The 13,246-nt window shown below is 66.5% G+C and carries 9 protein-coding genes; 5 read left to right on the forward strand and 4 right to left on the reverse strand.

Annotated features, from left to right (window positions below; translation table 11 throughout):
• Positions 1 to 58: 58 nt before the first annotated feature.
• On the forward strand, positions 59 to 1,612 hold the full coding sequence (locus QFZ88_RS13880; protein WP_036255012.1) for an MFS transporter: 1,554 nt from the start codon (positions 59 to 61) through the stop codon (positions 1,610 to 1,612).
• Positions 1,613 to 1,633: 21 nt separating this feature from the next.
• On the opposite strand, the gene QFZ88_RS13885 is transcribed toward QFZ88_RS13880, so the two are convergent.
• On the reverse strand, positions 1,634 to 2,863 hold the full coding sequence (locus tag QFZ88_RS13885; protein ID WP_051504810.1) for a cytochrome-c peroxidase: 1,230 nt from the start codon (positions 2,861 to 2,863) through the stop codon (positions 1,634 to 1,636).
• A 275-nt stretch (positions 2,864 to 3,138) separates the two neighbouring features.
• Between QFZ88_RS13885 and QFZ88_RS13890 the strand changes: the two genes are divergently transcribed.
• Positions 3,139 to 4,683, forward strand: coding sequence for an acid phosphatase (locus tag QFZ88_RS13890; RefSeq protein ID WP_024923316.1), 1,545 nt, complete (start codon positions 3,139 to 3,141; stop codon positions 4,681 to 4,683).
• 144 nt (positions 4,684 to 4,827) lie between these two features.
• Here QFZ88_RS13890 and QFZ88_RS13895 read toward each other — a convergent pair whose 3' ends face one another.
• On the reverse strand, positions 4,828 to 7,113 hold the full coding sequence (locus tag QFZ88_RS13895) for an NADP-dependent malic enzyme (RefSeq protein WP_024923317.1): 2,286 nt from the start codon (positions 7,111 to 7,113) through the stop codon (positions 4,828 to 4,830).
• Positions 7,114 to 7,267: 154 nt separating this feature from the next.
• Between QFZ88_RS13895 and mutS the strand changes: the two genes are divergently transcribed.
• Complete coding sequence (mutS, locus tag QFZ88_RS13900; protein ID WP_051504809.1) at positions 7,268 to 9,979, forward strand: DNA mismatch repair protein MutS; 2,712 nt, start codon at positions 7,268 to 7,270, stop codon at positions 9,977 to 9,979.
• A gap of 45 nt (positions 9,980 to 10,024) precedes the next feature.
• Here mutS and QFZ88_RS13905 read toward each other — a convergent pair whose 3' ends face one another.
• On the reverse strand, positions 10,025 to 10,492 hold the full coding sequence (locus tag QFZ88_RS13905; protein ID WP_204367404.1) for an Lrp/AsnC family transcriptional regulator: 468 nt from the start codon (positions 10,490 to 10,492) through the stop codon (positions 10,025 to 10,027).
• A gap of 113 nt (positions 10,493 to 10,605) precedes the next feature.
• Between QFZ88_RS13905 and QFZ88_RS13910 the strand changes: the two genes are divergently transcribed.
• Positions 10,606 to 11,208, forward strand: coding sequence for a LysE family translocator (locus tag QFZ88_RS13910; protein ID WP_244431181.1), 603 nt, complete (start codon positions 10,606 to 10,608; stop codon positions 11,206 to 11,208).
• Here QFZ88_RS13910 and QFZ88_RS13915 read toward each other — a convergent pair.
• Positions 11,192 to 12,142 carry a LysR family transcriptional regulator gene (locus QFZ88_RS13915; protein ID WP_024923321.1) on the reverse strand — a complete coding sequence of 317 codons (951 nt, stop codon included), beginning with the start codon at positions 12,140 to 12,142 and terminating at the stop codon, positions 11,192 to 11,194. The genes QFZ88_RS13910 and QFZ88_RS13915 overlap by 17 nt on opposite strands.
• Positions 12,143 to 12,250: 108 nt before the next feature.
• Here QFZ88_RS13915 and QFZ88_RS13920 point away from each other — a divergent pair, with 108 nt between their 5' ends.
• On the forward strand, positions 12,251 to 13,192 hold the full coding sequence (locus QFZ88_RS13920; RefSeq protein WP_036254975.1) for an aldo/keto reductase: 942 nt from the start codon (positions 12,251 to 12,253) through the stop codon (positions 13,190 to 13,192).
• Positions 13,193 to 13,246 lie beyond the last annotated feature (54 nt).

Here is a 13,246-nt window from a genome sequence, read left to right on the forward strand (position 1 = left end):
CCCGGCGGCGTGTTTCGCGGAATGCGGACGTCGCGGGCGAAAAACCCCCGTGGGCATCATGGTTCAATCGAAAAAGGCTCCGGGCGCGGCCGAAAAAGCGCTCGTTCTCGTTGCGGTGTGTCTGGCCGCTCTCTCCATGCCGCTCACTTTCACAGGGCCGGCTGTCGCGCTGCCCGCCATCGGCCGGGCGCTCGGCGGCAGCCCGATCGCGCACAACTGGGTGACCAACGCTTTCATGCTGACCTTCGGCTCCTCGCTGATGGCGGCGGGCGCGCTGGCCGACGCCTATGGCCGCAAACGCATCTTCCTGATCGGCACCGCGGCCTTCGGCCTGTTTTCGCTGGTTGCCGCCATCTCGCCTTCGATCCTCTGGCTCGACCTTGCCCGCGCCGCGCAAGGCGTCGCCGCCGCCTTTGCCTTCGCCGGCGGTGCGGCGGCACTTGCCCAGGAATTCGACGATGGCGCCCGCATGCGCGCTTTTTCGCTGCTCGGTACCTCCTTCGGCATCGGCCTGTCCTTCGGGCCGATCGCGTCGGGCCTGATGATCGACGCCTTTGGCTGGCCTTCCATCTTCCTGCCGGTGGCGGGCGCCACCGCCGTCGCCTTCCTGATCGCGGCCCGTTTCATGCGCGACAGCCGCGATCCCGCCGCCGCCGGTCTCGACTGGCCGGGCGCGGCAAGCTTCACCGCGGCACTTGCGCTGCTCACCTACGGTTTCCTCAAGGCGCCGGAGGCCGGCTGGAGCGATCCGACGGTGGTCGGTCTCATCGCCGGCGCGGTCGTGCTTTTCCTCGCCTTCGGCCTGATCGAGCGCAAGGTGGCGCGGCCGATGCTGGACCTCTCGCTGTTTCGTTATCCGCGCTTCGTCGGCGTGCAGCTTCTGGCCGCCGCTCCCGCCTACGCCTTCGTCGTGCTTCTGATCCTGCTGCCGGTGCGTTTCGTCGGCGTCGAGGGCATGGGCGAGATCGGCGCCGGCCGCATGATGATCGCGCTGTCGGCGCCGTTGCTGGTGCTGCCGCTGGTGGCCGGCCTTTTGACGCGCTGGCTGCCGGCCTCGGTTCTGTGCGCGACGGGCCTGGCCATCTCGGCCGCCGGCCTGTTCTGGCTGTCGGGCGTGCCGGGCGGCGCGCCGCCGTCCGCGCTGCTTCTGCCGATGTTGACCATCGGCGTCGGCATCAGCCTGCCCTGGGGCCTGATGGACGGGCTCGCCGTCTCGGTGGTGCCGAAGGAGCGCGCCGGCATGGCGACCGGCATCTTCAACACCACACGCGTTGCCGGCGAAGGCCTGGCACTGGCCGTGGTCAGCGCCGTGCTGTCGGCGCTGACGGCCGGGCACCTGGCAACGGCAGCGACGCCGGCGCCCGCGGCGGAAACCGGCCGACTGGGTCAGGCCGCGCAAAGGCTGGTCACCGGCGACCTCGCCGCAGCACAAGCCCTGCTGCCCGGCACGGGCCGCGACCTCCTGGTGACGCAATACGGCCTGGCCTTCTCGACATTGCTCGTCCTGCTCACCGCGATCACCGTGGTCACCGCGATCGTGGTGTTCCTGTTCATGGGACGGAGGGCGGAAGAGGAGCAGCCGGAGACGGCGCAGGCCACCTTCTGCGCTTGAGCTCGCGAGAACCGCAAGCCGCTACTGCCCCGCCTGCTGCAACTGGTCGGCGTCGGTGAGCGTGTTGAGAAAGGCGACGATGTCGTCGATCTCGGCATCGTCCAGCGCCGGCTTGTCGCCGGGCTTGCGGCCGAAGGGCGGGTCCTGGTTGAGATTCGCCCAATAGCGTTGCGGCAGGTCGTCATAGCGGTGAACCGAGCCGTCGGCGTTCTTCGCATACCAGTGGCCGGGGTCGCTGTCGCGCGAGGCGTAGAACGCGACAGCATCGCGCAGCGTGTGGAAGAAGCCGTTGTGGAAGAAGTTTTTCTTCAACGCCACGTTGCGCAGCGTCGGCGTGCGGAACAGGCCGCAATATTCGTCCCGCCTTTTGAGGTCGGTGCGCAGCGGGCCGCACACGCCGAGATCGACATAGGCGGAGTCGGCATTGGCGGGAATGGCCGGATTGCGTGGCACCGCCACGGCGATCAGGCCGAAATCGGTGAATTGCGGCGGCTCGCCGTCATTGGCCGGCTCGCTGAGATGACAGGAAGCGCAATTGCCCTTGGCCGGGTCTTCGAACAGGGCGCGGCCATGGAGTTCCTGCGCGGTCAACGTGCCCTTGCCGGCCAAAAAGGCGTCGTAGCGGCTGGAATAGGGGTAGAAGGTGGCGGCGTCCTGCTCGAACGTGCCGAGCGCCTCGACGGCGCCGTCGAAAGCATCGGTGGGTCGCGAGAAGATGTCGTCGCCGAACGCCGCCTTGAACGCGTCGGCATAGGCGGTCCTGGCGAGCCGTGCCACCACAGCGTCTGGGCCGGCATTCGCCATCTCGAACGGCGACAGAAGCGGGATCCTGGCCTGCTCGGCGCCGCGGTCGACGCGGCCGTCCCAGGTCAGGCCGCCGGTCGGGCCGTTGTCGACGCTTTCGTCGCCCTCGTCCTCGGAATCGTAGAAATGCTCGCTGAAGGCGGGCACCGCCTGCAGATAGCGCAGCGTCGGCACCGCGCGCTGGCCTGGCCGGTCGAGCGCCGGACCGCCCATCTCGACCGGCGCGGCCGAGGCGGAGGAGAAACCATGCTTCGGGTCATGGCAGGAAGCGCATGCCTGCCGCCCCGACGCCGACAGCGCCGGGTCGAAGAACATCTGGCGGCCAAGTTCGGTCAGCGTGGCGGCACGGGCGAAGGCCTGCGCCCGCGACAGCGGGCCGGGATGGACGCCGTTGGCCTCGGCGGCGACCGTGTGTCGGATAGCGGGGGCTGAGAGCCCGAGCGCCATGGCCACCGCCAGCGCGGCGAGACCGTGTCGCAGGCGTCGCGGATCGATCTTGGGCACTTTCGGAGGCACCTTCGGGTTTTGTCGTATCGGAGCAAGCCGGCGCATGATTCCCGGCGCCTGCAACGAAATGATGACGCCCGCCGGCACTGCATCCCCATGTCACAAACCTGACAGAGAGCGGGCCTAGGCTTTTTGCGACTTGCAGGTGCGTGGCTTCGGCAGGACGGCCCGCAGGCGGCCCTCCAGCCAGTCCCTCAGCCACAAGGTCATCCCCCATGCCAAGGCTCAAACCCCTCAAATCCGCTTGTCTGGCCAGTTCCGCGCTGGCTCTGCTCACCGCCGCGCTGCCCGCGCATGCCGCTCCCGCCGGCTACGACAAGATCGATAACATTGTCGTGATTTATGCCGAGAACCGCTCCTTCGACAATCTCTACGGTGGTTTCCCCGGCGCCAACGGCCTCGCCAATGCCAGCGCCGACGAGGTCACCCAGCTCGACCGCGACGGCAAGCCGCTGTCCGAATTGCCGCCGTCCTGGGGCGGCCTGACCGCCAAGGGCGTGACGCCGGCTGTCACCGAGGCGCAGTCGGCGCACCTCGCCAATGCCGTTTTCGCCATCGACGATGCCAAGGGTTTCAACCAGGGGCTCAACGTCATCACGCGCGATTTGTGGCACCGCTTCTACCAGGAGCAGATGCAGATCAATGGCGGCAAGAACGACAAGTTCGTGGCCTGGGCCGATTCCGGCGGCCTCGTCATGGGCCACTATGACGGCTCGTCTTTGCCGATGTGGAAGGTGGCGCAGAAATACGTCCTGGCCGACAACTTCTTCCAGGGTGCGTTCGGCGGTTCCTTCATCAACCATTTCGCGCTGGTCTGCGCCTGCACGCCGTTTTATCCCGACGCCGACAAGAGCCCGGTGAAGGACATGATCGCTTCAGTGGAGCCGGACGGCGTCACGCTGAAGGTGGCCGACAATTCGCCTGTATCGGCGCTCGCCGGCGGGCCGAAATTCGTCAAGGACGGCGCCATCTCGCCCGACTTCTACGCCGTCAACACCATGCAACCGCCCTACCAGCCGTCCAACAACAAGCCGGCGGAAGGCGGCGATCCGGCTTTTGCCGACCCGAAGGCCGCCACCACGCTGCCGCCGCAGCATGACATCACCATCGGCGACCTCCTGTCGCTGAAGGGGATTAGCTGGGCCTGGTATGCCGGGGCCTGGCAGACCGCGCTCGACGGCAAGAACGCCACGCCGGTGCCGAACTTCCAGTTCCACCACCAGCCCTTCAACTATTTCGCCGCCTATGCGCCGGGCACGCCGGCCCGCGCCGAGCATCTGAAGGACGGTGGCCTCGAGGGCGCCGCCTTCATCAAGGATATCGACGACGGCAAGCTGCCGGCCGTCACCTTCTACAAGCCGCAGGGCAACCTCAACGAGCATGGCGGTTATGCCGACGTGTCGAGCGGCGACCAGCACCTGGCCGACGTCATCGCCCATCTGGAGAAGAGCCCGCAATGGGCGCATATGCTGGTGGTGGTGACCTATGACGAGAATGGCGGCTTCTGGGATCATGTCGCGCCGCCCAAGGCCGACCGCTGGGGGCCGGGCAACCGCATCCCGGCCATCATCGTCTCGCCCTTCGCCAAGATGGGCACGGTGGATCACAGCCAGTACGACACCACCTCGATCCTGCGTTTCGTCACCACGCGCTACGACCTGCCGGTGCTGCAGGGGCTGGTCGCGCGCGACAACGCGCTGCGTGCCAACAGCCTGCCGGTCATGGGCGACCTCACCGCCGCGCTCGATCTGACGCACTGAACCGGGTTAGCGCTGGAACAGACAAAAACCCCGGCGGGTGACCGCCGGGGTTTTGCTTTGGGTTTGGCGAGTGCCTGATCGGAGCAGCATCCGAGACATGTCTCTGACGCGACCCTCGCCCGCTTCGCGGGAAGGGATCAGCCCTCAGGCTCCGGCCGAATAGGCCGCGATGGCCGCCATGTTGACGATGTCCGAATCCTTGGCGTTCAGCGGCACGATCTGCACCGGCTTGTTGAGGCCGACCAGAAGCGGGCCGATCACGGTCGAGCCGCCAAGTTCCTGCAGCATCTTGGTCGAGATCGAGGCCGAGTGGAACGCCGGCATGATCAGCACATTGGCCGGCCCGGTCAGCCGGCAGAACGGGTATTGCGCCATCACGCGCGGGTTGAGCGCGACGTCGGCGGCCATTTCGCCGTCATACTCGAAATCGACCCGCCGCTTGTCGAGAATGCGCACCGCCTCCTGCACCCGCTCGGAGCGTTCGCCCTGCGGATGGCCGAAGGTGGAGTAGGCAAGCATAGCGACGCGGGGTTCATAGCCCATTCGCCGCGCGAAATTGGCCGCTTCCTCGGCGATGTCGGCGATCTGGTCGGCATTGGGCATGTCGTGGACCGCCGTGTCGGCCACCAGAACGGTGCGCCCGCGCGCCAGCACGATCGATACGCCGATGACACGATGGCCGGGCTTGGCGTCGATGACGCGGCGCACGTCGTCCAGCGCCGTTGAATAGTTGCGGGTGACGCCGGTGACGATGCCGTCGGCATCGCCCAGCGCCACCATGCAGGCGGCGAAATGGTTGCGGTCGTTGTTGATCAGGCGCTGGCAGTCGCGGAACAGGAAGCCCTTGCGCTGCATGCGCTCGTACAGGAAATCGGCATAGATCGCGTTCTTGCGCGACAGGCGCGCATTGATGATCTCCAGCCCCGGCTTGTCGAGGTCGATGCCGGCGTGGCGGGCATTCTCCTTGATGATGTCGTCGCGGCCGAGCAGGATGGCGGTGCCGAGCCGCTGGTTCACATAGGCGACCGCCGCGCGCATCACCTGTTCCTCCTCGCCCTCGGCGAAGACGATGCGCTTGGGCTGGCGCCGCACGCGGTCGTAAATGCGCTGCAGCGTCGAGGCGATCGGGTCGCGCCGCGCCGACAGTTCCTGCGCGTAGCGGTCGAGGTCGAGGATCGGCTTGCGCGCCACGCCGGTTTCCATCGCGGCCTTGGCCACCGCGATCGGGATGGCCGAAATCAGGCGCGGGTCGAACGGCACCGGGATGATGTATTGCGGGCCGAATTTCGGCCGGTTGCCCTGATAGGCGGCGGCCACGTCGTCGGGCACGTCCTTGCGGGCAAGCTCGGCCAGCGCCTGGGCGGCCGCCACCTTCATGGCGTCGTTGATGGTGGTCGCGCGGACGTCCAATGCACCCCGGAAGATATAGGGGAAGCCCAGCACATTGTTGACCTGGTTCGGATAGTCGGACCGGCCGGTGGCCATGATGGCGTCGGTGCGGATCTCGGCCACCTCCTCCGGCGTGATCTCCGGATCGGGATTGGCCATGGCGAAGATGATCGGGTTTTTCGCCATCGACTGGATCATGGCATTGGTGAAGGCGCCACGCGCCGAAAGCCCGAACACCACGTCGGCGCCGTCCATCGCCTCGGCCAACGTCCGCGCCTCGGTCTTCACCGCATGCGCCGACTTCCACTGGTTCATACCCTCGGTGCGGCTCTGGTAGACGACACCCTTGGTGTCGCACAGGGTGACGTTTTCCGGCGCGAAACCCATCGACTTGACCAGTTCGATGCAGGCGATGCCGGCAGCACCCGCGCCGTTGCAGACGAGCCTGGTCGTCTTCATGTCGCGGCCGGTGATCGCCAGCGCGTTGATCAGGCCGGCGGCGGCGATGATGGCGGTGCCGTGCTGGTCGTCATGGAAGACGGGAATGTCCATCAATTCGCGCAGCCGCTGCTCGATGATGAAGCATTCCGGCGCCTTGATGTCTTCCAGGTTGATGCCGCCGAAGGAGGGCCCGAGGAACTTGACGCAGTTGATGAATTCGTCGGCGTCTTCGGTGTCGACCTCGAGGTCGATGCTGTCGACGTCGGCAAAACGCTTGAACAGCACCGACTTGCCTTCCATCACCGGCTTGGAGGCCAGAGCGCCGAGATTGCCCAGCCCGAGGATGGCGGTGCCGTTGGAAATGACGGCAACCATATTGCCGCGCGTGGTGTAGTCGAAGGCGCGCGACGGGTCTTCGGCGATCGCCTTCACCGGCACGGCGACGCCCGGCGAATAGGCCAGCGAAAGGTCGCGCTGCGTGGCCATCGGTTTGGTCGGCACGATCTCCAGCTTGCCCGGCCGGCCCATGGCGTGGAATTCCAGCGCCTCCTCCGCGCTCACCGAAGGGCCTTGTCCATCCTGTGCGTTCTTACGGGCCATGCTGCGTTTCTTCCCCTTGGGTGGCGCTTTGCGCGCGCTCAATTTCTTTGTGGAGCGTTCGGGATTAAGGCTACACTTTGGAGGTGTAAACCGCCAAGCAATTGCCTTCGGGATTTTTGGAAACAGTTTCTTGAACGACGAAACCCCTATCGCGATGGAAGGTAGCGCGCCGCTGGCTGGCGCCTCGGCATCCATGCCCACTGCCGCCACCCCGATGATGGAGCAGTATCTCGAGATCAAGGCGGCGAACCCGGATTCGCTGCTGTTCTATCGCATGGGCGATTTCTACGAGCTGTTCTTCGACGATGCCGAGAAGGCTTCGCGGGCTTTGGGCATTGTGCTGACCAAGCGCGGCAAGCACCAGGGCGCCGAGATCCCGATGTGCGGCGTGCCGGTGCATGCGGCCGACGATTATCTGCAGAAACTGATCGCGCTCGGTTTCCGCGTTGCCGTCTGCGAACAGATAGAGGATCCGGCCGAGGCCAAGAAGCGCGGTTCGAAATCGGTGGTCAAGCGCGACGTCGTCCGTCTCGTCACGCCCGGCACCATCACCGAGGACAAATTGCTGGCGCCGTCGGAATCGAGCTTTCTGATGGCGCTGGGGCGGGTGAAGGGCGGCACTGACCAGAATTTCGCGCTGGCCTGGATCGAGATTTCCACCGGCGTCTTCCGTGTCGCCGAGACCAATGCCGAGCGGCTGTTGGCCGACATCTTCCGCGTCGATCCGCGCGAACTGATCGTCGCCGAGCCGGTCTTCTACGATCCCGAGCTGAAGCCGGTGTTCGATGTGCTTGGCCGCGTCGCCAATCCGCAGCCGGCCAGCCTGTTCGATTCCGCCTCGGCCACCGCCCGCATCGCCCGTTTCTTCAACGTGGCGACGCCGGATGCCTTCGGCACCTTCAGCCGCGCCGAACTCTCCGCCATCTCCGGCGCCATCGCCTATGTCGAGAAGACGCAGAAGGCGGAACGCCCGCCGCTGTCGCGACCCGAGCGCGAGGAGAACGGCGCCACCCTGTTTATCGACCCGGCGACGCGCGCCAATCTGGAACTGTTGCGCACGCTGTCCGGCAGCCGCGACGGCTCGCTGTTCAAGGCCATCGACCGCACCGTCACCGGCGGCGGCGCGCGCCTGTTGGCCGACCGGCTGATGGCGCCGCTGACCGATCCCGCGGCGATTACCGCTAGGCTCGATTCGGTCTCCTTCTTCCGCGACGAGGTTCGTCTGGCCGAGGCGCTGCGGCTTTCGTTGAAGGGCGTTGCCGACATGCCGCGCGCCTTGTCGCGGCTGGCGCTGAACCGCGGCGGCCCGCGCGACCTTGGCGCGCTGCGCGCGGGCTTCCTTGCCGCCGGCGAGATCGCACGGATCTTTGGCCGGGCCGCGCAGCCGGCGGAGGTGGCCGCAGCGCTCGCCGCCATCGGCGCGCTGCCGAAGCCGCTGGCCGAACACCTCGCCGGTGCGCTGGCCGACGAGCTGCCGCTGTTGAAACGCGATGGCGGCTTCCTGCGCGCTGGCTACGATGCCGAGCTGGACGAGATGCGGGCGCTGCGCGACGAGACGCGCAAGGTCATCGCCGGCATGGAGCGCGACCTGATCGAGGAAACCGGCATCCGCTCGCTGAAGATCCGGCATAACAATGTGCTGGGTTATTACATTGAGGTGACGGTCAACCACCAGGCCATCATGACCGGCACGGACGAGGCCAAGGCGCGCTTCATCCACCGCCAGACCATGGCCAACGCCATGCGCTTCACCACAACCGAACTGGCCGGGCTGGAAACGAAGATCGCCAATGCCGCCGACCGCGCGCTGGCCATCGAGCTTGCTGCCTTCGACAGGCTGCTGGCCGAAGCCGTCGGCGAGGCCGAGGCGATCCGCGCCGGCGCGGATGCACTGGCCGTGCTCGACATATCGGCCGCCCTGGCCGCGCTGTCGGTGAGCGAAAACTGGTGCCGGCCGGTCGTCGATGCCAGCCTGGCCTTTGCCATCGCCGGCGGCCGCCACCCGGTGGTGGAACAGGCGCTGCGCCGTTCCGGCGAGGGGCCGTTTGTCGCCAATAACAGCGACCTGTCGCCGGAGGGCGATGCGAAGAACGGCGCAATCTGGCTGCTCACCGGCCCCAATATGGGCGGTAAGTCGACCTTCCTGCGCCAGAACGCGCTGATCGCCATCCTGGCCCAGACCGGTTCCTTCGTGCCAGCGGCAAGCGCCCATATCGGCGTCGTCGACCGGCTGTTCTCCCGCGTCGGCGCTTCCGACGATCTGGCGCGCGGCCGTTCGACCTTCATGGTCGAGATGGTGGAGACCGCCGCCATCCTCAACCAGGCTGGCGAACGCGCGCTCGTCATCCTCGACGAGATCGGTCGTGGCACCGCCACGTTCGACGGTCTCTCCATCGCCTGGGCGGCGGTGGAATATCTGCACGAGAAGAACCGCTGCCGGGCGATCTTCGCCACCCACTTCCATGAAATGACGGCCTTGGCCGGCAAGCTCAACCGGCTTCACAACGTCACCATGCGCGTCAAGGAATGGGAGGGCGACGTCGTCTTCCTGCATGAGGTGGGCAAGGGTGCGGCCGACCGGTCCTATGGCGTGCAGGTCGCGCGCCTCGCCGGTCTGCCGGAAGCCGTGGTGGCGCGGGCCAGGGAAGTTCTGCATCAGCTCGAGGAAGGCGAGGTGTCGGGCAAGGCCGACCGCCTTGTCGACGACCTGCCGCTGTTTTCCGTTGCCGTGAAACGCGAGCCGCCGAAGACCGCCAAGCCCGATGTGCTGGGCACCGCTCTGTTAGAGCTGAGCCCCGACGAGATGACGCCGCGCGAGGCGCTGGAAGCGCTTTACAGATTGAAGGAACTGGCGGCGGGGAAATAGCCGTCTTGCGAACCTGCGGGCTTGGCGCGTGCGCCAGGCCCTCGTTCAGCCGATCGGCAGTGCGTAGGTCTGCTTGACGATCTGGCTCGGCACGTCGGTCTTGACGTTCTGGATGCCGTTGGCGCGCGTCAGGTGAGTGGCCTGGAACTGCCGGTATTCGGTGAGGTCGGCCACCGCCACCCGCAGCAGCGCGTCGCTCTCGCCCAGCATGATGTAGCATTCCATCACCTGCGGCAGCCTCTTCATCGCCGCCATGAAATGGTCGATGGTTTCCGCGTCCTGCGCCGTCAGCCACACCCTGGCGAACAACGACATGCCGACGCCGATACGGACGGGGTCGAGCACGGCGACATAGCGGTCGATGATGCCGGCTTCCTCCAGAAGCTTGACCCGGCGCAGGCAAGGCGACGGCGACAGGCCGACCTTTCTGGCCAGTTCGACATTCTGCAAGCGGCCGTCTTCCTGCAGGGCACGCAGGATACGGCGATCGATCTCGTCGAGTTTCATCGGCATTCCATGCCAGGATTTCGTTGAAATCAGCATATCATGCCAATTCTGAAAAGCAGCATGGCATCTTCGCAATCCGATTGCCGGCATCGTTGTCTAGCCTGTCTGTCATGCAAACGATGACCCTGATCCTTTTCGCCGCCACGGTATTGCCGCTGATCTTGACGCCGGGTCCCGACATGCTGTTCGTCGCCTCGCAGGCGCTGTCGGGCGGCGCGGGCGCTGGTCTGCGCGGCACCGCCGGCGTGTGCCTCGGCTATGTCGTGCATTCGGCCTTTGTCGCACTCGGCCTGGCTGCGGTCATCGCCGCCTCGCCGCTTTTGTTCGAGGCGCTGCGCTGGCTTGGCGTCGGCTATCTCGTCTATCTGGCGGTGAAGCTGCTGCAATCGGCGATGCGGCCGGGCGGCGTCGCGCTGGCCGCCGTCGCTGGTGGGGCTAGCCTGCGGCGCGGCTTCCTCACGGCCTTCCTCAACCCCAAGGGCATGATGATCTATTTCGCCATCCTGCCGCAATTCATGACGCATGACGCCAATGCCGCCCTGCAGGCGGTCCTGCTTTCAGCAATCTTCGTGGCGTTGTGCGGCCTGGTCTATACGGTGCTCAGTCTCACCATCGCCGGGCTTGGCCGGCGTGGCGGCATCAGCGACCGCAGCCGCCGCGTGGTCGAAGGTTCGGCCGGCGGGCTGCTGATCGTCGCGGCCGGTTTCATGGCCGCCCGCTGAGGGCGGGCTCGGAAGATGCGGCGCAGCCCGCCTGCAATTGGACAGACAGATCGCGCAATTCGCCCTTCAGCCAGTTGGTGGCGCCGTCGGCATCGCTGCGCGCATGCCAGGCCATGCCGATTTCAAACCCGTCCAGCGGCACCGGCGTTTCGAACCGCCTGAGCCCGTAGGCGCCGATGCAGCAGCGCGCCAGCTTGGCCGGCAGCGTGGCGACGAGGTCGGTCGAGCCTGCAACATTGGCCGCGACCAGGAAGTGCGGCACCGACATGGCGATGCGGCGGGCACGGCCGATGCCTGCCAGCGCCTTGTCGGCGACGGCGTTCATGCGGCCGACCCGCGAGACGATGACATGGTCCTCGTCGAGAAAGGCATCCAGCGTCACCGAGGCGCCGAGCCGTGGGTGGCCGTCGCGGCAAAGCGAGACATAGCGATCCTGGTAGAGCACCTCGCGCCGGCGCGCCGTCGAAAGCGTGCTTGCCTCGGAGATGACGAGGTCGCAGTCGTGGCTCGCCAGCCGCTCCTCGAAATCGGCCTCGAACGGCAGCACCTGCAGCACCATGCCGGCGGAGACGTCGCGAATGCGCTGCATCAGCGGGACCATCAGCACCGCCGCCGCATATTCATTGGCCAATATCCGGAAGCGGCGGGTCGAGGTCGCGGCCTCGAACCGCGCCTCGGTCTCGAGCGTCTGGACGATCTGGTCGAGCAGTGCCCGTACGCGCGGCCGCAACTGCTCGGCGCGCGGTGTCGCCACCATGCGGTTGCCGCGCCGGACAAGGATCGGGTCGTTGAGCAATTCACGCAGCCGGGCCAGCGTCGCGCTCATCGCCGGCTGGCTCAGCCCCTGCCGGCGCGCGGCGCCTGAGACGCTGGGTTCGGCCAGCAGCGCGTCCAGCGCTGTGAGCAGGTTGAGATCGATGCCGCGTATATCCATAGAGCCTATTCCGCAAATACACGAGATCGATTGGAATTATCGATCATCGCCGCATAAGTCCAGTTCGACCCGCCCGTTTGGGCATCGTCGAGACACTGGAGAGCGGAAATGCAGACCACCACATTGGGAAAGAACGGCAAGCGGGTTGGCCGCATTGGCCTCGGCGCCATGGGCATGACCTTCGGCTACGACCCGCATGGGCGCGACGACGATGCGTCGGCTGAAGTGATCCGCCGCGCCATCGATCTTGGCGTTACCCTGATCGACACCGCCGACGTCTATGGGCCGTGGACGAATGAGGAGCTCGTCGGCACGGCGTTGAAAGGGCGGCGTGACGAAGTGGTGTTGTCCACCAAGGGCGGCTTGCTGTTCGACGAAAACGGCTTCAGCAACAACGGTCGCCCCGACTATCTGGCGAAGGCCGTCGACGACAGCCTGATGCGGCTTGGCGTCGACCATATCGACCTCTATTTCCTGCATCGCATCGACCCGCAAGTGCCGGTCGAGGAGAGCTGGGGCGCGCTGGCCAAGGCCGTCGACGCCGGCAAGATCGGCGCGCTCGGCCTCTCGGCGTCGAGCCTTGACGAGATCCGCCGGGCGGAAAAGATCCACCCGGTTGCCGCCGTGCAATCGGAACTGTCACTGTTCGATCGCTCGGCGCTTGCCGAAGTGCTGCCCTACACGGTCGAGCATAGCATCGCCTTCCTGCCGTTTTCCCCCTTGGGTCGCGGCGTGCTGACCGGCGGCATCGCCAGGCACGAGGACCTGCCCAGGGACGACTGGCGCCGCAGGCTGCCGCAATTCAGCGACGAAGGTCTCGCCAGGCAGCGAGCGCTCGTCGCGGCGGTCGAGCGCATAGGCGCGCGGCACGGCGCCAAGCCCTCGCAAGTGGCGCTGGCCTGGCTGCTCGCCAAGGGCGATCATGTCATTCCGATCCCAGGCACCAAGCGCCTGCGTTATCTCGAGGAAAATGCCGCCGCCGCCGATCTCGCGCTGACACCGGCCGAGATCGCCGAACTCGACGCGCTGGAGCCGCCGGTGTTCGGCTGACGGCGGGCGGTCCGGAATGCGCTAAAAACACCTTGACCCGTCCCCTGGGACCGC

Origin of the sequence: Mesorhizobium sp. YL-MeA3-2017 (assembly GCF_030814575.1) — a bacterium.
Classification (GTDB): domain Bacteria; phylum Pseudomonadota; class Alphaproteobacteria; order Rhizobiales; family Rhizobiaceae; genus Mesorhizobium; species Mesorhizobium terrae.

Coding starts and splice junctions, on each gene's coding strand:
- QFZ88_RS13880 (WP_036255012.1), top strand. CDS start 59: ATGGTTCAATCGAAAAAGGCTCCGGGCGCGGCCGAAAAAGCGCTCGTT.
- QFZ88_RS13885 (WP_051504810.1), bottom strand. CDS start 2,863: ATGGCGCTCGGGCTCTCAGCCCCCGCTATCCGACACACGGTCGCCGCC.
- QFZ88_RS13890 (WP_024923316.1), top strand. CDS start 3,139: ATGCCAAGGCTCAAACCCCTCAAATCCGCTTGTCTGGCCAGTTCCGCG.
- QFZ88_RS13895 (WP_024923317.1), bottom strand. CDS start 7,113: ATGGCCCGTAAGAACGCACAGGATGGACAAGGCCCTTCGGTGAGCGCG.
- mutS (WP_051504809.1), top strand. CDS start 7,268: ATGGAAGGTAGCGCGCCGCTGGCTGGCGCCTCGGCATCCATGCCCACT.
- QFZ88_RS13905 (WP_204367404.1), bottom strand. CDS start 10,492: ATGCCGATGAAACTCGACGAGATCGATCGCCGTATCCTGCGTGCCCTG.
- QFZ88_RS13910 (WP_244431181.1), top strand. CDS start 10,606: ATGACCCTGATCCTTTTCGCCGCCACGGTATTGCCGCTGATCTTGACG.
- QFZ88_RS13915 (WP_024923321.1), bottom strand. CDS start 12,142: ATGGATATACGCGGCATCGATCTCAACCTGCTCACAGCGCTGGACGCG.
- QFZ88_RS13920 (WP_036254975.1), top strand. CDS start 12,251: ATGCAGACCACCACATTGGGAAAGAACGGCAAGCGGGTTGGCCGCATT.